Source organism: Flavobacterium sp. LC2016-13 (assembly GCF_009707955.1).
Lineage (GTDB): Bacteria > Bacteroidota > Bacteroidia > Flavobacteriales > Flavobacteriaceae > Flavobacterium.
The window spans coordinates 45,694-64,985 of the sequence record NZ_WMDQ01000001.1; the positions used below are offsets into that span (position 1 = coordinate 45,694).

Below are 19,292 nucleotides of genomic sequence, written 5' to 3' on the forward strand. Positions count from 1 at the left end.
TACCAGTGAAGTGGGTCCCCAGAATTACAGCGAAAACTCTAACGTTGTTTAATTGTATTGCTTACATTTTGTGAAGTGGATATGCAAATTATTGTCAACTGAATGAGCAACGGGACTAAATAAATGAACTATGGCAAGACTAATTCGGCTTTCAAATACATCTTGGAAGCAACCATTTAAAGACAGAAAGAAAGAACTACATCTTTGGAATACTCAAACTGAAGTGGCTTTTTACTGCAGCTTAAAAAATGAAACGAAAAGATTATTAAATATAAAGTTTGAAGATCGATTCAATATAAACATAACTCAAGAATTCCAAATAACAAGTTTAACGCAGATATATTTTCCTAAAGATTTACAAGATAAAATACAAGATATTATTTTTAATAATCCCGAATCTTATTTTACTGTTACCGTACTTGATACTTCTGAAACTTTATATACACCTTCAGACATTAAATGGTTTAAAAGTGTTACGAATGAAGAATTGGGAGAAGCATATTTAGATTTTGATGAAAATAATTTTATTTTGAGTTTTCCTAACAAGCATAGAACTAATGCTCAAACTCCTAATGTAGATGACATCATCCTTATTTATCAAAAAGTAAATGGTTTTCCCGCATTCACCCATTTAGTTACACCTGTTACTGATGAACTTATTGATAGTGAAAGAATTAATTATAGATATGGTAGACGAGTAAAAATTATTGCAAAGGCAAATAGAAATAATTACATCAATGTTTCTTCAACACTTTGGAGGAAAGTCAAACTTTCTGGAGTTACGCAAGGAAATGTTTGCAGGATTGAAAATATTGGAAGCGCAGACAATATTGATGAGTTACAATTAAATATTTGGGAATGGTTTAAAAATCATTTTGTTCCTGGTGAAAGACAATCTGAAGCCATTACTTCATCGATTATTAAAGAGCTCGAAATTACAAATCCAGATCTCACTGTTAAAGAAGGGGAATTGAAACTTATAACTCATATCGTAAAAGAAAGAAACCGAACAATTGTTATTGAAAAAAAAAGACAGGCAATTGAAAATGATAGTCTAAAGTGTGAGGTTTGCTCATTCTCATTTCCTGAAGTTTATCAAAGCATTTTTATTGAATGTCACCATATTACTCCAATTTCACAATCTGAGGGGGTAATTGAAACAACATTAGAAGATCTTGCATTAGTATGTGCCAATTGTCACCGCATGTTGCATACAAAGTTCGATGGATTATATTTATCAATCAAAGAATTACAAATTAGAATACAAAATATAGTAAACCAGTAATAATTACTAGTTATCAGGTCGTCCTTACCCGCGCAGCAGGACTTTCCTGCGCCTGAATACTATCAATTTCATTTGTTTCTTCCTGAACTATATTTTCGGGAGCAATGGATAATTGAATTTTTCTATCAATGGCAGCCAATTCTGTTTTCAATTCATTAAGTCTGCTTTCCTTTGTCCATGTACTGTTGACCACTTCTTGAAGGACGGGCAGGTCTTTTCTTATTTCGGTAATTTTCTTTTGTTCCTGCTCAATATAGCCCGGCAGCTTTTCCAGTGCATTCAGGAAATTCATAGCCGCTGTTTGCGGATCTTTAGCTATGATGCCATTATTATACGTATACTTGATATTGCCTTCGCCCTGAACCAAAAATCGATTAATCTTTAGATCCACCCCCCCTTTTTCCGACATTTCAGTTTTGACCAATATTGTAAAACCGTATAAGCTACCAATCTCTTCATACTGACCGCCAGTGCGGGCTTTTTCCGCAATAAGCTTAAGATTGGTTCCAATCTGTTTCATATCTGCATTCGGTACTAAGCCGTCAAGTTTAACCGGATTTGCAATAGTACCATCCGAATGCTTTTGAAAGCGTTGCTGCAGGTTTTCCCGATCAAGGGTTATTCGCTCCAGACGCGATTTCGCAGATTCTAGTGTAGCGATTATTTCATGTAGCTTGTATTTTGAACTGTACTTGGAACGGTTGAACGACTGCTTTTCACTTTCCAATCCTGCTACCTGTTTTTCCAATTTTGCTTTTTCCAAAAGATCCGTATTTCCAGAAAGGATAGCTACATATTCAGAGAAGTTCATACCTGACTTTTCATCCATACTTCCTTCGTCAATGGTGCGTTTGCCCAGATTATTGTTCTTCAGCTGGTCAATAAAAAGCTGTTTATTGTAAAGCAGGTTGAATTTATAGCTGTCCAGTGATTTTTCTACTGCATAGATAATCACATCAACTTTGTTATCTGCAAAGAACTTGGCAATTTCGTTTCCCTTTCGTACTGCCCTTCCGTCACGTTGGGCAAGATCACTTGGTCGCCAAGGCGTATCCAGATGGTGAACTGCAACAGCTCTTTTTTGTGCATTTACACCTGTTCCCAACATATCGGTTGAGCCAAACAATACCCTGATTTTTCCTTCGTTCATACCATTGATAAGCTCTTTACGTTGCTTATCATTCTTGCCTTCCTGTATAAAGCGAACTTCATTTGCCGGAATACCATGATCTTCTACCAGCTTACGTTTTATTTCCGAATACACATTCCATTCTCCGGGTTTGTAGGTTCCTAAGTCTGAAAACACAAACTGCGTTCCTTTCTGTGCATTAAATCCATTATAGTATTTAGCAATATTGGCAGCACAATGAGAAGCTTTGTTATCAGGATGGTCATCATATATACCACTGACCATTCGCATATCGAGCGACATCTTACGGGCGTAATCCGTTGCAATCAACATTTTGGCTTTCTCTTCACTCTGCGACAATGGTGCCCTTCCCAACAATGTTCCGTTTCCTGATTTGGCAAACTCCATCAGTCTTTTGATAAAGTCTTCCTGATCCGGCGTAGGTGGTATATTGTACAGTACTTCATTCTTTTCAGGACGGTCAATCCCGATATCTTTAGCAGTCCGGTAATCTGTGATTTCCGAATAGAATTGTGCCAGTTCCGGCACTTTGATAAAGTAACGGAAGCGTTCTTTCTGTACGATATTATTGGCTACAGAAAATTCATAATCTGTCGTTTTCCTCGCATAGATAGCTGCCCAGGCGTCAAAACAATTGATACCCTGTTTTTCTAAAGCTTGTGGCCGAAGGTATTTGAACAAAAGATACAATTCAGTTAGTGAGTTGCTGATGGTCGTACCCGAAAGAAAGGTTGCGCCTAAATCTTTTCCGGTACGCTTCTGTATGGTACGGATGGCAAAAAGCAGGTTGATTGACTTTTGACTTCCCTGCATATTGCCCAATCCGGCAACCCGCTCATGACGTGTATTGAACATTAGGTTTTTAAAACGATGACTCTCATCTACCAGTAAATGGTCAATGCCCATCATCTTAAAGTCCACTATATCGTCTTTTCGATTTTCAATATCGTGCTCTAAGGTTTTGAGTTTGACTTCAAGATTCTGTTTTCTGATGATCACCCCCTTAAGCATTCCCCTGGAGATTTCATTTCCTTGTGCTTCCAAAGCCGCAAGGTTATCCTGCACATTATCGAGTTCCGTCTGCAAAATTTCTTTTTGCATTTCAGGAGACTGCGGGATCATACCGAACTGGTCGTGCGTGAGTATCACGCAATCCCAATCGTTGTTTTTAATATCACCGAAAATTCTTTGTCGCTTTTGTGGTGTAAAATCTTCTTTTCCGGGATATAAAATCTTGGCATGCGGATAGGCAGTCCTGTAGGTTTCTGCAATTTCATGGACATTGGCTTTCAAGCCCATAATCATAGGTTTATGTACCATTCCCAAACGCTTCATTTCCTGTGCGGCAATACACATAATGAGTGTTTTTCCTGCACCAACCTCGTGATCGCAGATGGCACCTCCATTGAGTTTTATCATCCAGACAGCATCTTTCTGACTGGAATAGAGGTCGTCAACACCCAGTGCTTTTCTGTCCAATCCAGGGAACTCTTGGTGACTTCCATCATACTGCGGACGTAAAAAGCAATTAAAGGTATCGTTGTACTGATTAGTAAGCCTATTTCTAAACTCATCGGTTTGGGCATGAAGCCAGTCGTTAAAGGCGGTACGAATCTCATCGATCTTGGTGTTTGCCATCTGTATGGCTTCCATATCCCGCACTCTTACCTCCTGGTCGCCAACAATGATCTTTTTAGTTATATCAGGAGTGGTATTAACCAGTGCGTGTTTGATAAGTGCAATACCGTCATAGGTACGGCTTTGTGATTTTACAGCATATTTATCCCATATATGCACATTCTTCTGGTCGCATTTTATGTTGAAATCATCACTACTCTCGGAATAGTGGATACGCACCTCAGTATCGAAAAGTTGCGAAGCGAAACGGGAATAAATACCTGTTGGTATCCAGCGCTCGCCCAGATTAAAATCCAGTTCTTCAAATTCAATACGTCTTGGCCGGGCCTCTTCCAAAGCAGCAAGGCTTACTTTCGCTTCCTCATCAGCAGGACTGTTTTCAAGGTAAGCTTTTACTTCCTGAGCTTTTTCGACCACGTTACCTGCTATCCATCGCTCTGATATTTCGTATTCCTTTTGAAGGGGATTGTAAAAAATTCTCCCGTGCAATGCTTGCTTCAAATCGTCGGTAGAAATACCGCTTATAACGGACATATAATCCAGATCGACATTACCAAATTTATTTAGTGATGCAGCTAGCGCTTCATCGGGATTATCCGTTGCGAATGTGGTGATGGAAAAGCTAACGGGACGATGGAATATATCCGCTTTGTGGATTACACCTCCAACAACGCGTTCCAGATAAGGGATTTCCCTGCCTGAACTGTCTGTTTTGATGAGTTTGATATTTTCTGCAGTGTTCAGGTTGCCATACTTTTTTACAAAGGCATCGTATAATCTATTGAGCTTGTCCCTTTCATCATTATGTTGGGTTTGTAGCTGGGCTTCTTTTTGGTAAAGATCAAGGTAGCTATCACGCACAGCAATATAAGCTTCGGCTCTTGCTTTCTGTAATGGAGATAACTGCAAGGGATGAAAAATTGCCTGCTGCTTATCACTTTCAAAATGTTTGAGATAGCCAACCCAGCCCATATCCATCACAAGGCAATCGGTGCGGTGAAAAGGTTTTATTTCTTTGAAGTAAATTGCAGGTTCCGGAACAGTGTTTCCTGCGATTGCCGTTTGAACCTGACCATTTTCAGTTACTGTAGAAAGAAGATCGCCAATTTCTTCCCGTTTTTTGACTGGTTTATTTTCATTTTTTGGAGCGTTAGAAGAAGTTCGTGCATATGTTTGTGGCGTCAGGGTACTAAACATGTCTAACTGCTTCCCCCCTACACTTCTATTTCTTTTAACTGCTTGCTTTTTAATCTTAACATCAACATCAACGGTCGCTGTTTCTCCCATTTCTTCAAACAGGTCATAAATACTTAATTGCTTATCCTTTTTTTCTGTAATCCCATTGCTTGTTACCGGTGCAGAGAATAGTTGTGTTTCCGCTTTACTGGTAATTGGTTCGGTGACAGGAGGTGCTGGTTGTTGCGCTATGGGAGTTTGCATATCAACTTCTATGTTCCTTTCGCCTTTGTATAATCCCATATCGAGCCGATTGGATAAATCTTCCATAAGTATCCGTTTCAAATCTTTAGCTATACCTTCTACACCGTCTTTGTGCATGTAGATATATGCTGGCTTCCCGTAAGCATCAGTCTTTAAAGCACTGTCCGTATGAACAATTCTTGCACTATTCTGAAACAAAGCATTATCCGGTGTATTGTGCGACGTCAATCTGCTTTGGCAAAACAATTCTTCAGCTTCGGTTAAACTTTGCTTTGCGATGTTTTTTTGAAGTATAATAAGGTCGCTGCCGACTTCCGTTCCGGCATACTCAATAAACAGGTTATTGGGTAAACGAACGGCCGAAACTAAATTGTTATCACGCATCAAAGCCCTGCGAATCGTTTCATTATTCGGGCTATTGAGCTCACCTTGTGAAGTGATAAAAACCAGTAAGCCGCCATCACGCAGCATATCGGTTCCTTTCAGAAAAAAATAATTGTGGATGCTTCGCGCGGCCTGTATTTTTGCAGTGTCCTTACTTCTGGAATAAGAAAGGTCAAATACGGAAGTATCTCCGAAAGGAATATTGCTGGCTACTATATCATAACTGTGTTGTTCTCTTTCTGGTATTTCTTCAAAACCATTAATGTGGATTGTATTGTCCGGATAGAGCTGTTTTAAAATATTACCGGTGAGCAGATCTTTTTCATAAGCAGTAACCTGTGTTACATTTTTTTCTGCAAAGGATTCGATAAAGGAGCCGATACCGGCAGAGGGTTCAAGTAATTTATGGAAGTTTATACCGCTTTCTTTCAAGGAAGTGGAAATGGCATTAATTATCGAAGGAGGGGTATAAAATGCTGTAAGTACGGAACTTCGCATACTGTCCACATAACTGCGGTATTGCTTTTCATCAGTAGTATTGTCTTTTAAAAGCTCGTGCAGTTCTTGTGTGAGTGGAAACAGGTCATGCTCGGTTTTTCGCCAATGGTTGATATCGATAGCGTTTTGGGCGGGGTTCAATATGAATTTAAGGCCGCCAAATCCGCTGTATTGCATCATTGGCAGCCTTTCGCCTGCGGAGGCTTTACGGTTCTCCTGTTCCAGTTTAAAAGCAATTCGTAAGGCATCAATATTCTTTTGGAGATGTTGACGCTTACTAAAGCCCATAATCTTCTATCCAAATAGCTATTGTTCCCGTGAGCTCAGTATAGAGCAGGTCAAACTCCACGGTGTCCGCAAAGTCATCAGTCAGCGTAAAATTGATAAAAACAGGCTGGCACACGCGAAGCATCTTCAATGCGAACGGGCGTAATTCTTCGTCTGCCATTCTTGTATCGAATTCGTTGCAGACCACTTGGAAAATGGTGTCAAACATGGAGAAATGCAAACCTTCAAAAAGAATGTATTCTGCAATGTGCTCGCATTGACCCTGTGAGTTACCTGCCAAAAAAGCACCTTCATAGCTATTTGCTGCCCAACTTGAACGCTGGTCAATAAATTTAACATCGTGCGCTTTTTCAGGAAAGCTGGTATTCAATAACTCTTGTAATCGCAACCTGAAATACGACAGGTTTTTGTTTGGTATATCCATATTATGTTTTGTTTAGAATTTGGCTAAATGGCTAAAATCTGGAGCATCCTTCCAACCTCAATATCCATTCTGGAAAAGGCAAACCATTTTTTGCCCAGATCTTTAATGATGCTCCAATATGATAGAGCTCTGTGTTATCTATAATTAGAAAACGATCGTGTGCATCGGAAAGGATTTCAATCTCAACCGGAGAATACTGACTGTTGTATCGCTGTAAGTCAAGCCGCAATTGGCTACTGATCGTTTTGGTGTAGATTGTCGCTGTTACGCTATCGTTGCGTTTGCCCAATAAAGTGAGTACCGTTTCATCCACATAATTATCAATGAGAATAATGGAACTTTGGGCATTACGGATAATACCCGATACAAGAGCATAGGCATCAAAAATTTGTCCTTTATAGAAAACACCTCTTTCGCTGTGCGGTTTGTCATTTTCCAGTGCCTTAAAAATCTCTTCAAATTTTTGGTCAGCTTCCAGTTGTTTAATTTCAATCTTATCCAGACGATGAAATAAAAAAGCATTGCTGATAAGCATCTTTCTCATTTCTACAAAGGCTTCCATAATTTCGATACTGACCTTAATGGCAATTTCCGAACGGAGTATGGCAGAGGCCATTGCAATTCCTTGTTCTGTAAAAACATAGGGAAAGTAACGTCTTCCACCGTAGCTTAAACTTGAGGTTCCACTTTGGAACCTCAAGTTTGCAACCTGCTCTACGGTCAGTTGAAAACAAAAAGAAGCAGGAAACCTTTCAATATTTCTTTTTACGGCTTTGTTGAGGTTCTTTGTTTCCACTTGATATAAAGAAGCGAGGTCACTATCCAGCATCACCTGCTTTCCACCTATGGAATAAATCAGCTTACGGATTTCTTCAGGATTAATGACGGGCTTATTCTCCATTACTTTTTACGGATTTTATTTTTTTCAAATTCAAAAGAGGTTGTACAATCCTCATTCAATACGATATAAGCGTCGAATTTCTTTCCTGCATTGCTTTTCATTCCTTTAATAAGGGAGGTTCTGCCTTTAGTGACAAGATTTTCAATATCATCTATGCTGACCAGCACTCCGCAAACATTTCGGAACTGTAACCAGTTGCATGTTTCGTCCGTGCATTTGATAATTTTATCCCTGATAATTAAGTGCTGTTTTTTACATTTCGGGCAGATAAGCGCAGCGAGATTGGTTTGTACAATCGAAGTTTGCAGCAGTTCATTGGTAATCGACTCTGCATATGTTTCTATCTCTTTTTGAAAAGCCCCGGAATCAGTTTCGTTATTTTCGATTTTCTGCAAAGCCAATTCCCACTGGGCGGTCATCGCTACATCGGCAATTTTCTTGTTCTTAACCAGTTCATACACCTGCAATCCTTTGTCTGTAGGTAGCAGGGATTTCAATTCCCTTTGGATATAATTACGGGCAAAAAGAGTTTCGATAATGGAAGCTCTAGTAGCTGGTGTACCGATACCTATGCTCTGTAATGCCTTGCGCTCTTCCTGGTTTTCTATTTCCTTTCCGGCACCTTCCATAGCCGATAAAAGTCCTGCTTCAGTATAAAGTATAGGTGGTTTGGTTTTCTTTTCCAGAACTGAGGCATCTTTTATTTTAAGTTCATCACCTTTTTTGAGTTCGGGCAATTCCTGCACAGCTTCAGTATCATTATCAGAAAAACTACCTTTGATGGAACGCCATCCTGGTTCAAGTATCCTACAGCCTTTCACGGCAAAATCGTAATGCAAAACCTGTAAAGTAATATCGGTTATTTCTTTTGTGCAGGTCTCAGAAATTGCTTCCAATAGTCGAAAGGCAATCAAGTTATAAACTGCATTTTCCTTTGCCGGTAATGCCGAAGGGATTTTCTCGGTAATCAACAGTCCATGATGATCGGTAACACGCAGGTCATTGACGATACGTTTATTGAAATGTCCCCATTTCACTTTGGCTACCGTATCCTTATAGTTTTCCATAACCTGCAAAACCCTGATAAGATTGGGAATTTCTGCCCACATGTCTTCAGGAATGTATTTACTTCCGGTACGTGGATAGGTAATAAATTTCTTTTCATACAGGCTTTGAGCAATGTTCAGGGTTTCTTCAGCGGACAGGTTCAGTTTTATATTGGCTTCTTTTTGCAATCCTGTAAGGTCAAACAACAAGGGCGGCTGTTCACTTACGGTTTTTATTTCGATGGAACTGACCAGAGCTGTATTCCCATTTCTTTCGATAGATTTTAAGATGTTTTCTGTTTGCTTTTTATCTTCCCATCGGTTTTTGGAAATGCTTTTAAAGTCTTTGAACTCCTTTGCGTGTGACAGTTGTATCTGCCAGTATTGCTGCACTAAAAAATTCTTATTTTCCAGATAACGCCTGCATATTAAAGCCAGCGTAGGTGTCTGTACTCTTCCGAGCGAATAAATACCATTGTCTGCGACAATGGAGAGTGCCTGTGAAGCATTGATTCCTACGACCCAGTCGGCACGACTCCTGGCTTGTGCAGCCTGATATAATGCGTCAAGATCACTTCCGGGTTTCAGGTTGTCAAAGCCTTGCCTGATTGCTTTTTCAGTAAGCGAACTGATCCATAAGCGTTCAAAGGGTTTGCTACATTTCAGGTATTGGTAGATATAACGGAATATCAATTCACCCTCACGGCCGGCATCGGTAGCTACAATAATCTTTTCACTTTTGTTAATGACCTGCTCAATTATTTTTAATTGTTTTAGCGCTCCGGTATCGGCTGTATACCCTTTGTCCTTTTTTACTTTTCTTACGGTCAGTAAAAAAGGATCGGGCAATATTGGCAGGGATGTTTTCTGAAATCCTGTAATGCCGTAATCTTCCGGCATTCCCAACCCTACTAAATGACCGAATGCCCAGGTAACAAAATAACCGTTACCGGTCAGATAGCCATCTTTTTTTTCGGTAGCCCCCAGCAGTCGGGCTATTTCCCTTGCTACACTGGGTTTTTCTGCAATAACTGTTTTCATAGCCCTTTATCTTTTAAGTCCTTTGGATTTAACAGGTGCTTCTTGTTGTTCCTGTTCATCCTGTTGTTTTTTGTTATCGGGATTTGTTTGTCCTGATTTCAAAGGCTCTTTGATATTCTTAGTCGCCTCATTGGTTGTGCCTTCAGAATTAACCGCTGTCTGCGTTTTATGAGCTTCTGTGGGTTTTGCCTGCTCCTTGATCTTATCCGGGTTTTGAAATGAGAAATCTGTTTTATTGGTTTCCTTGTTGAAAGTGATATAGCCATTATATTCTTTGCCTTTCTTGTCCACAAGTCCACTGACATAAATTGTCTGGCCGTCCTTGAACTTTTGATATTGGTCATTGTCCAGCTCCTTATCCCTAAAGATTTTTGGAGCTTCGTGCGATTGATTCTGTTGATTTCCTTGATCCTGTTTATTAGAGTTGCTCCTGTCAAAGAGAAACTCTACAAAACGTTTATCGGCATTGTACTGTACCGTCGCATCAAACGCAGCTCCTTTCTTGGATATCATTCCTTCTATGTAAAGTGGTTTGCCTTCAAGCAAAGTCCGCTTCTGGTCTTCATTTAGTTTTACTCCTTTTATTTCGTCAGGAATTTTTATAAATTCTGTTCGAATTGCTACCAGTTCATTGGTCAGCCTGTCTACACTGATTAGGGAGGGGATGATTTCGTTTTCTTTTTTGGGATTGGTAAGATTGACCACACGACCCATATTACCTGTTTTTAGTAGGTTTTCTTTATCTTCTTTACTAAACTCGTGACCGAAAAAAGCATAATTCAGGTTAGGTTCTTTGCGGATGCCATGAATGGCTACCACTACCTGCCCATCTTTTTCCTGAAGAGATAAACGTGCATCCATGCGGGTGACGGCAGTACCCAGATTAAGACTGACAGGTACAAGTTCATTGGTCTTGTAGCCTCTGAGTAGCGGATCAAGCAGGTTCATTTTTTCAAGTTTCTCTTTGCCGAGTCCAAGGTTGTTCATGGTTTCCCAATCGATCTGTTCCGGTTTGTAGCGATATTCACTTGTTTCCGGTGTTGTTTGTGTTGCTTCCATATTGTTTTTATTTTCTTGTTTATAATCCTGACCATCTGCCACTTTCACTTCGTGTTGCCTGATCAATTTTTCACTCTCCGGTGTTGGATGATTTACTTGTTTCTGTATTTCCTTTGCCGTATCAACTGCAAGAAGTTCTGGAACTTTGAAAAAGGAGAAGTTGGTAGGGTTCTTCAATTGACTGAAAAAATTGGAGAAGAAGTTGGAAAAAACATCACCCTGTTTATCTACTCGCATAAATTGGTTCTGATTCTTCTTTGTAGGTTCAACTGTTTCCAGCTTTCCATTTTCATCAATGCCCTTTACAGCCATTATTTTCATTTTCTCTTTATCCAGTACCAATATTATATCCGACAACTGTTCAGGTAGTTGTGGTTTATCTGCATTTTGCTCGCTCATAGTCTGAAATTTTTAAGTTCAGCCCCGAAAGTAAAATATGCGCTCATTATTCTATTTTAACTGGCATCCATTGGCATTACTAGTCACTCGTTGCCTTTTGCTTTTTAGGCATGGAAGACGTAAAGCTTTCCCTGACGAACTGATGTACATCTGAGAGCTTATAGTAAATTTTTCCACTGATTGTGTAATATGGAAGCTTCCCCGACGAACGGTAACGCTGCAGGGATCGTGCACTTATCTTTAGCATTTGCAAAATATCCTGATTATCCAGCAGCTCTTCTCCGTCAATTCCGGTATGTTGGTTTTTAGCTCCTCTCCCCAATTCCATAAGGATGTCGAACCTCTCCATGATTCGCTCCATCCAGGCCATAAATTCCATTCTGTCAATATTCATAATCTTTCTTTTAGGTTCAACACCACAAAATTGACACATGAAAAAAGTATTTTCTGCCAAGTTGTGCCCATTGGTAAATGCACTTTCTACCTACAGAGTCGTCTCTATAGCAACAAAAACTGATTTAAAAACGAGTGAAATACTGAGATAACTAACCGTTAAAGTTTATTATCAATGGGCACATATGGGCACAATAAACAAGCTTTATACATTTTGTTGGCAGGTCTTTAAGTAAGATGAAAACTAATTCCGGAGATAGCTATTCAGTTTACCTCGAAGTTATTAGATTTTGATTTGCGATTTATATGACGAGAATCTTCTTAATTTTGCGTACAAAAGTTTTTAATGCTAAATTCAAAACAATTACAATCAAAAAATTTAAATATGTTTGATAATCAAACCAATTAATATTTCAAATTGTGTATTTAATAAAGTATTTTTGTAACTTGTAATCAAAATAATTGGAAATGGAAAATGTATATGCAGTTGCAAACGAATTCTTGGAACTCTCTAAAAATTCCGGAAAACAATTAACTAACTTACAATTAGCCAAATTGTGTTATATAACCCATGGTTTATCTTTGGCAATATTGAATAAAAAAGCTTTTAGTGAGCCTGTAGAAGCTTGGAAATTTGGGCCAGTTATTCCAAAACTTTATCATGAATTTAAGGATTTCGGAAGTAATCCAATTGATAGAAAAGCTACTATATTTGATATAAGTGCTTTTCAAAATAAAACTCCTGAAGTTCAAGACGAAAATCTCAAAAAAATTATTTTGCTAACTTGGAATATTTATAAGGATGTTTCAGGACCTTCTTTAGTATCAATTACACATCAAGGTAATACTCCTTGGTCTTTAACATACGTTCCTAATGAAAACAAAGAGATTAGTGATGAATTGACTTTAAAATACTATAAAAAGTTTACGGAAAATTTAGAACATGAACTAGCTTAATATGGGGAAAAACAAACTTCTTGATAAGTTACTTGAAAAGTCTTCAGCTACGCCATTAGACGAAGAAAGAGTGCGAAATATTGAAGAGGAAAGTTCTCTGACATTGGAAGACATTAAAGATCGAATACAAGACAGAGAAGAAAGAAAAAAATACGCCAAACGCACTTTTTCGTTTCTAGTTGTATTTACATTTACTGTTCTTGGTATAGTTATCGCAGTTGGATTAGATAATTGGATTTGCTTTCATTTATCAGACACCGTATTAATCACTTTAATTACAACTTCATTAGCTTCTATAGTTGGTATTTTTGCAATAGTGATGCGTTACTTATTTAAACAATCAGCTAGTAATACATAATACAGTTTATCTGCTATTTTAAATTTTATACTATAAAATATTCACAAAAACTCCCATTTGGGAGTTTTCTGTTTAAACAATGGTGGCTCTGGGTATTGTTACAGCTTAGACTTTTAGTTGACTCTTCATTTATTAAGCAGCGGCCTTGTATTATGGTTGAAATTACTATAGTTCTTTATCCATATATTGCTCTAATGACAATTTCAAATGATCCAAAAAGGACGTTCTTGTTCCGGCTCTGTCTTTCATCCGGTGAAAAGAATGATGTACGTCGCCGAGCGGTACACGAAAAAGTATTTGAAAGACCAGGGTCATTTTGCGTATTCCAATCTTTCCATGCGATATCACTCCTGAAGCATGTAGCGCATAAATCAGTTCAATGAGTGCATTCTTAGAGTCTGTCCAGAAAATTTCTTTGGCAGAATCCGGATTTTGCATTAATGATCCGTAGCTATCATCAGGATTTATTTTAGTTATCAAATAGGAATAGATAAGTTCATTTGCAATAATTCGGGCTACTTTTGAATCGTAATACGTCGAAAATTGATGGTCTATTTCAAAGACATAGCTGTTGAGCCCGTCCTTGTAATTAATTTTTCCCCGAGTAAAATACTCATCATCCCTGTCATTTCTACCTGATCTATAATAGCGATAAAAATGTGATTCGCAAATATCTTCTTTAAATTCCTGTTTGAGTAGCTGAAGCTGGCTGGTAAAAAATTTCTGGTACATTTTTCCGTTTTTCACTGGGCAGGCAGTTTCAATTCGAAATAGTTTATTATAATAAATCAGCTGACCCAAAATTTGTGGCTTAATATTGCGAAAGAATTCTATTTCCTCTGCCTCATTTTTAAATCCTTCTTTTAAAACATATTCCCGGGTAGTGTGCAACAATTCTTTTAGGTACAATGTCATTTGGGAAGCCTCGTCAATAAGATGTGAAGTCTCCAGCGAAACTTTATCCTCTTTACGCCGGATTTCGGAAATAATTGCATTCAGTGATTTCATAGACATGATTTTAATGCAATATCTTTTGTCAAGACAGCAGGCGCTATAGCGACAATTCCTGTACCTAAATTATATATGAGCTTAAAGGAAAAAAAGGCGATTGTACATGCAAAAAACAGTCAAGAAAAGATATTAATGTTTTGGATTTAGTGTCATAGTATGGGATATGGTAAAGGAAACTAAATTAATGCCTTAGCTTCAGGCGATATTGGGTCGGTGAGAGTTTTGTATACTTTTTAAAAAAGATGCTAAATGATGGTAATGTTCTAAAGTTAAGTTGTTCGGCTATATCTGTAATGGAAAGATCATCGTCAGCCAGTAATAAGTATGCCTCTGAGACGATTGCCATCTCTATGAAATATTTGGCAGACATTCCTGTAATACGCCGCACAGCTTTACGCAAGTGCCCCTTGCTCACAAATAAAGAATCTGCATAAAATTTCACATCGTGATTTCCTGTACTGTACTCCTGTATCAGATCGATAAAATCCATAACAATTTTTTCTGTCCTGCTATAAATCGCCAATGCATTTTCATCTTTTTTATAATAGAGCGCACTGGTTTCATATAGTACGAGATTAAGACAAAGCAAAACCATCTCATCCTGAAAAACACCATACTTGTTGATGAAAATCTTTTTCTTTAGGAGTTCAGCCAACTGTATCATGTGTTCCATCTCATCTTTTGAAAGTGAGAGTACAAAACCGGACTGGTTGGTTATTACTCCTAAGTACCCGCTTCCATACCTTGCAATCCTGTTATTAATTGCAAATGCAATTGTACAGGATACCAGATAAAATCTTACCGGGGATACGATTGTTCCCGCTTTAGCAAAATTAGGAACAGCATAAAGTTGTCCTGTTGATAGTCGGACTGTAGAGGAGCCGACAATAAAATCTATTGTTCCTGATACCATCAGAATCATAGAAAACCAGCCGGGCTTCAAAAGTGCATTACATGCTTTTACTGATTTATATTTCGAAAAATATAGTACTTTTAGTTCCTTCGACCAGATATTATACGTTTGAATTTTCAAGATATTGTCTTTTTTTAGATTTAACTATAGAAGTCATTGAAATTAATTGCAGTTTGAAAACTTGCCGTTAGCGATCTTTGGTAATTCTGGCAAATAGCGCGACAAACACAAATAGTAGATTTAACACTATAGTGACAAGAAATATACTCAGGAAATCAGATAGATTGAAACAGTGAATCTTCTCATGGCTGAGATAACCTATTTCATCATAGCTCATAAAATCTATGATGAAGTATAGGTTAGCCAGATTAATTACAAGGAGAAGAACGCTTAGAATAATGGCAATTTCCCGCTCATAAACTACTAATATGTAATCAATCCAATTCATTATTGTGTGATATTATTGTTATGGCACAGCCCAACAGTTAGTGCCATTTTAAGTCCCAAAACCATACACTCTTCTGCACCTGAAACCGCAGCAGCAATTTTAGTAACACCTGTTTCCCAATCTTTATCTTTTCGCTTTTCGCCGTAAATTGAATATCGGGCAACCGAGGTAGTTGTCAGGATTATGCGTTTATCGTCACTTGTGAATTCCGTATTGCTCAGAATATCCGCCTCATAGGAAACTATCATCGAGTGAATATCCTCATAAGGACCATCGGAAGCCAGCACCAGAGAATTTACAAATGTCAGCAGGCTGGTTTTGGCATTTACTCCCAGGCTCGACACTGCCAGAACATCGTCGATGGCATTGTTGCTATTGACTATCCATATGATTTCTGATACCCTGGTTGACATTGTAGCATTACTCGATAATAATACCAACTCAGGAGGGTACACGGCTGAAACTGAATCGATCAAAATAGTGATCTCTTCGACGGATTGTGAATTAAAATTGGTCTGCTCCAGAGTTTCCAGGATTTCATTATGAATGCTACCTGCGATATCGAAAGGATTTGCAGTATTATCAGGTCCGATATCGGTTTTGTGTGCACTACCGGTTTTGTGTGCAGTTTCTATAACTTCGCCTGTATATTCTTCTGTACAGGCAATTGTAAACAATGGCAAGATTGCCAGACATAATTTTAAATTTTTCATGTGTACATTGTGTTAAATGTGACTGATTACTTTTTTTTCGTCAGTTCATTTTTCACCCGGGGAAAGCTGAACGAAATCTGAGAATTAATCCAGATTTTTTGCTTTGAATTCAAAGCCAAAACTAAAGGCGATAACTGACTCCCACAAATGGTTGTTTGGACATTTTCAGTATTCGGACTGTCTTTTTTCGGAAAATCGACACACTATTTTTGCACATTGCTTTTGTAGGTTTTTCCTGTTTTTATAATTATATTTGGCTTTTTACGCCTTTTTAAATCATTCATTACTAACAATATGCGTGAATATATTTTTGAATAGTTTCCTCCAAAAACCAACTTAAACCGAACCTATGATTTCAAAATATTTACTTATACTTTCATTATGCTCGATTCAACTTATAAACGCCCAGCAGTTTCACATTCCTGATTCGTTAAAGAATAAGGATTTTGACTATCTTTTTGATCGTATAGAAGACGGTAATAACACGACGGAGCGGAGGTCACTATACTTGCTATCCTTTTTAATCAAAGCAAAAGCAGAAGAAAATTGGGAGGAGCTTTCAAATGCATATAAAAACTACGTTCACTATGCGCCAGAAATGCTAAAGCTTAAATATGCGGATAGTATGGTAATAGCCGCTAAAAGATCAAAAAGCAATGAAATTATAGGATCAGCTTACCTATCGAAAGGCATTGCTTATTATGGCCAAAAACGTCTATCTGAGGCAATGGACATCTATTTGGTCGCTGATGATTATATTAAAAAAACCAATGATAAATATTTAATCTACAAAACGAAATATTATATTGGACAGATAAAATTGTATCTGGGCTACTATGAAGAAGCAATCGCGATCTTTCAGGAGTGTATCAGCCACTTTAAGAACACCAATGTAAGGGCATATTTAAACTCTCTGCATTCACTGGGCGTGTGCTATAACAAAGTTGGAAATTACGGTCTATGTACCTCTGTAAATGAAATGGGAATTGCCTACGGGATAAAAACCGGAAATTTAGATATGAAACCTTACTTCATACATTCGGAAGGAGTTAACCAAAGTATGCTTCACAACTATGCAGTAGGTATAGAAAAAATACAATCGTCATTGCCTGACATTCGCGAGAATAAAGATTTCTCCAATGAGACAGTCGGATACTTTTATATTGGAAAAAGTTACTGGGGCTTAAATGATAAGGAAAAAGCATTAGTTTATTTCGAGAAAGTTGACAAAAGCTTTATCGATCGGGGTTATATTCGTCCCGATTTAAGAGAAGCTTATGAGCTTATGATTTCTTATTACAAAGACAAAAATATGCTTCCGGAGCAGTTGCGTTACGTTGAAAAACTACTTGAGGTGGATAAGAAATTGCATGTTACCTATGCCCATCTTCAGGGAAAAATCCGCAAAGAATATGACACTAAGGAACTGGTTCAAGAGCAGCAAAAACTCAAGGATTCACTTAATAATCGAAAATATAATGATGAAATATTCATTTCTATCATTGGTGTTATGATTCTCATTATTGTATATGGGATCATTAGGCATTTTAAAAATAAAAAAGAAGCTAGAAAGAAATACGAAAAATTACTGCAAAAAATTGAAGATGTAGAAAAAGCCAGAGCCTCTAAAGGTGATGACACTGATTTTTCAATAAGTAAGAATGCTGAGGAGGCGGTTTTACAACGTTTACAAAAGTTTGAAAATAGCAAAAAATTCCTTGAAAAAGATTTAAATCTCACAAAACTGGCGAGCTATTTCAATACGAATACTAAGTATTTATCACTAATTATTGCGCGTCACAGAAACAAAAAGTTCAACGAGTACATTAATAGCCTTAAGGTTGATAATATTGCTCAAAGGATTCGAAATGATAAGGTTTTACAGAACTACACTCATGATGCTCTTGCCGAAGAGGCAGGATTTAGCACTACCAGAAGATTTGCTAAATCTTTTCTTCTCTATACCGGAATAACACCCAAGTATTTTATTGAAGAATTAAAAATGGAAGATATGCAGTCACAGTGATATGTATCAAAGCAAAGAATCTACATATTCAATTCATATTCTTCATTAACATTTTCTGCGTATTTTCTTAGTCGAAGTATTATATATTCAATTTCTTTACGCGCTTTGTTCTGTGTTTCAATTAGAATCTCAGTTAGTGATCTATACCCTTCCATATTTTCTTTCGGATCTGTCATCAGCAGTGTTCTTTGATATCCCCAAAAAACATTATGTAGATTTGAAATAATTATTATACTGTCATAATAATCAGGAAGCCTTGCAATAACGATACTTTTCAATTGAATCAGTTTTTCTAATTCATTTTCGTATTTAGTATCCCACTCATCCGGGGTTAATTTTTTTGTAGATTCAATTAAACTTTTAGTTGATGAAATATTGTGCTCGAAGTAACTTAATAATTGATATATCTCACCAACAGTTTTTATTAAATTCTCTTTATAGTTTACAGATTGTTCAAACTCTCTTTCTTCTGTTGCAATTTTCCTGTCATTTTCATATTTCATAATATCTCTTTTAGTTAGGGATTTATTATTAAAAAATGTTGTTATAATTGGAATTGCAGCTCCTGTTACCACCATTGGTAACCAACTTATTATATCTGACAAGTTCATTTTACTATTTTTTTTTTTATAAATTAAGTGTATAAATCTTATTTTGTATTATGCCCCAATTTCTAATTTTCATAGAAAATCAATCCATTCTTAACGTTGTTTTTTTCTGGATCATAACTTAGTTACAATGTGTATTAGATTTGTATGGTCATCTGTAAATATAAGATATGAAATATTAAATAACCTTCTAAAGGCATATAGACGATAGAATAAGTTATTATAATAAGAGTAGTGAGAAAATGATATGTATATTTTAACCGTATATTTTATATACAATTAAAGATAGAATATTAGTTAAAGAAGATTTAA

General features: G+C 37.3%; 13 protein-coding genes and 1 pseudogene. 4 read left to right on the forward strand and 10 right to left on the reverse strand.

Annotation, left to right across the window (positions count from 1 at the left end):
- Nucleotides 1-130: 130 nt before the first annotated feature.
- A complete protein-coding gene (locus GKZ86_RS00220) occupies nucleotides 131-1,285 on the forward strand; it encodes an HNH endonuclease (protein WP_154781137.1) in 1,155 nt (384 codons plus the stop codon).
- 13 nt (nucleotides 1,286-1,298) lie between these two features.
- On the opposite strand, the gene GKZ86_RS00225 is transcribed toward GKZ86_RS00220, so the two are convergent.
- From GKZ86_RS00225 to GKZ86_RS00250, 6 genes and pseudogenes are all read right to left on the reverse strand, one after another.
- Nucleotides 1,299-6,683, reverse strand: coding sequence for an N-6 DNA methylase (locus GKZ86_RS00225; RefSeq protein ID WP_154781138.1), 5,385 nt, complete (start codon nucleotides 6,681-6,683; stop codon nucleotides 1,299-1,301).
- Nucleotides 6,673-7,107 carry a DUF1896 domain-containing protein gene (locus tag GKZ86_RS00230; protein WP_154781139.1) on the reverse strand — a complete coding sequence of 145 codons (435 nt, stop codon included), beginning with the start codon at nucleotides 7,105-7,107 and terminating at the stop codon, nucleotides 6,673-6,675. The genes GKZ86_RS00225 and GKZ86_RS00230 overlap by 11 nt, the downstream gene beginning before the upstream one ends.
- Before the next feature lie 23 nt (nucleotides 7,108-7,130).
- Nucleotides 7,131-8,008: pseudogene (locus GKZ86_RS00235) on the reverse strand (ORF6N domain-containing protein).
- A complete protein-coding gene (locus GKZ86_RS00240) occupies nucleotides 8,008-10,095 on the reverse strand; it encodes a type IA DNA topoisomerase (RefSeq protein ID WP_154781140.1) in 2,088 nt (695 codons plus the stop codon). The pseudogene GKZ86_RS00235 and the gene GKZ86_RS00240 overlap by 1 nt, the downstream one beginning before the upstream one ends.
- Before the next feature lie 6 nt (nucleotides 10,096-10,101).
- Nucleotides 10,102-11,553 carry a DUF3945 domain-containing protein gene (locus GKZ86_RS00245; protein WP_154781141.1) on the reverse strand — a complete coding sequence of 484 codons (1,452 nt, stop codon included), beginning with the start codon at nucleotides 11,551-11,553 and terminating at the stop codon, nucleotides 10,102-10,104.
- A gap of 79 nt (nucleotides 11,554-11,632) precedes the next feature.
- Nucleotides 11,633-11,947: a helix-turn-helix domain-containing protein gene (locus tag GKZ86_RS00250; RefSeq protein WP_154781142.1), complete on the reverse strand. Its 315-nt coding sequence runs from the start codon at nucleotides 11,945-11,947 to the stop codon at nucleotides 11,633-11,635.
- Between the two features lie 467 nt (nucleotides 11,948-12,414).
- On the opposite strand from GKZ86_RS00250, the gene GKZ86_RS00255 reads away from it, so the two are divergent.
- Together GKZ86_RS00255 and GKZ86_RS00260 are read left to right on the forward strand one after the other, a co-directional pair.
- A complete protein-coding gene (locus tag GKZ86_RS00255) occupies nucleotides 12,415-12,903 on the forward strand; it encodes a Panacea domain-containing protein (RefSeq protein ID WP_154781143.1) in 489 nt (162 codons plus the stop codon).
- A 1-nt stretch (nucleotide 12,904) separates the two neighbouring features.
- On the forward strand, nucleotides 12,905-13,261 hold the full coding sequence (locus GKZ86_RS00260) for a hypothetical protein (RefSeq protein ID WP_154781144.1): 357 nt from the start codon (nucleotides 12,905-12,907) through the stop codon (nucleotides 13,259-13,261).
- 165 nt (nucleotides 13,262-13,426) lie between these two features.
- Here the strand turns inward: GKZ86_RS00260 and GKZ86_RS00265 are convergent, their stop codons facing one another.
- From GKZ86_RS00265 to GKZ86_RS25395, 3 genes are all read right to left on the reverse strand, one after another.
- A complete protein-coding gene (locus GKZ86_RS00265) occupies nucleotides 13,427-14,275 on the reverse strand; it encodes an RteC domain-containing protein (protein WP_370456744.1) in 849 nt (282 codons plus the stop codon).
- A gap of 178 nt (nucleotides 14,276-14,453) precedes the next feature.
- The gene (locus tag GKZ86_RS00270; protein WP_154781146.1) at nucleotides 14,454-15,305 is read right to left on the reverse strand and encodes an AraC family transcriptional regulator; all 852 of its coding nucleotides are present in this window, start codon (nucleotides 15,303-15,305) and stop codon (nucleotides 14,454-14,456) included.
- Between the two features lie 327 nt (nucleotides 15,306-15,632).
- The gene (locus GKZ86_RS25395; RefSeq protein ID WP_230328230.1) at nucleotides 15,633-16,346 is read right to left on the reverse strand and encodes a hypothetical protein; all 714 of its coding nucleotides are present in this window, start codon (nucleotides 16,344-16,346) and stop codon (nucleotides 15,633-15,635) included.
- A gap of 349 nt (nucleotides 16,347-16,695) precedes the next feature.
- Between GKZ86_RS25395 and GKZ86_RS00280 the strand changes: the two genes are divergently transcribed.
- Nucleotides 16,696-18,372 carry a tetratricopeptide repeat protein gene (locus tag GKZ86_RS00280; RefSeq protein WP_154781147.1) on the forward strand — a complete coding sequence of 559 codons (1,677 nt, stop codon included), beginning with the start codon at nucleotides 16,696-16,698 and terminating at the stop codon, nucleotides 18,370-18,372.
- 20 nt (nucleotides 18,373-18,392) lie between these two features.
- Here GKZ86_RS00280 and GKZ86_RS00285 read toward each other — a convergent pair whose 3' ends face one another.
- Nucleotides 18,393-18,983, reverse strand: a complete 591-nt coding sequence (locus GKZ86_RS00285; RefSeq protein WP_154781148.1) for a hypothetical protein — start codon at nucleotides 18,981-18,983, stop codon at nucleotides 18,393-18,395.
- Between the last annotated feature and the right edge of the window lie 309 nt (nucleotides 18,984-19,292).

Bases quoted from the DNA above. Each gene is read 5' to 3' on its own strand.
- GKZ86_RS00220 (WP_154781137.1), top strand. From the start codon at position 131: ATGGCAAGACTAATTCGGCTTTCAAATACATCTTGGAAGCAACCATTT.
- GKZ86_RS00225 (WP_154781138.1), bottom strand. From the start codon at position 6,683: ATGGGCTTTAGTAAGCGTCAACATCTCCAAAAGAATATTGATGCCTTA.
- GKZ86_RS00230 (WP_154781139.1), bottom strand. From the start codon at position 7,107: ATGGATATACCAAACAAAAACCTGTCGTATTTCAGGTTGCGATTACAA.
- GKZ86_RS00240 (WP_154781140.1), bottom strand. From the start codon at position 10,095: ATGAAAACAGTTATTGCAGAAAAACCCAGTGTAGCAAGGGAAATAGCC.
- GKZ86_RS00245 (WP_154781141.1), bottom strand. From the start codon at position 11,553: ATGAGCGAGCAAAATGCAGATAAACCACAACTACCTGAACAGTTGTCG.
- GKZ86_RS00250 (WP_154781142.1), bottom strand. From the start codon at position 11,947: ATGAATATTGACAGAATGGAATTTATGGCCTGGATGGAGCGAATCATG.
- GKZ86_RS00255 (WP_154781143.1), top strand. From the start codon at position 12,415: ATGGAAAATGTATATGCAGTTGCAAACGAATTCTTGGAACTCTCTAAA.
- GKZ86_RS00260 (WP_154781144.1), top strand. From the start codon at position 12,905: ATGGGGAAAAACAAACTTCTTGATAAGTTACTTGAAAAGTCTTCAGCT.
- GKZ86_RS00265 (WP_370456744.1), bottom strand. From the start codon at position 14,275: ATGTCTATGAAATCACTGAATGCAATTATTTCCGAAATCCGGCGTAAA.
- GKZ86_RS25395 (WP_230328230.1), bottom strand. From the start codon at position 16,346: ATGAAAAATTTAAAATTATGTCTGGCAATCTTGCCATTGTTTACAATT.
- GKZ86_RS00280 (WP_154781147.1), top strand. From the start codon at position 16,696: ATGATTTCAAAATATTTACTTATACTTTCATTATGCTCGATTCAACTT.
- GKZ86_RS00285 (WP_154781148.1), bottom strand. From the start codon at position 18,983: ATGAACTTGTCAGATATAATAAGTTGGTTACCAATGGTGGTAACAGGA.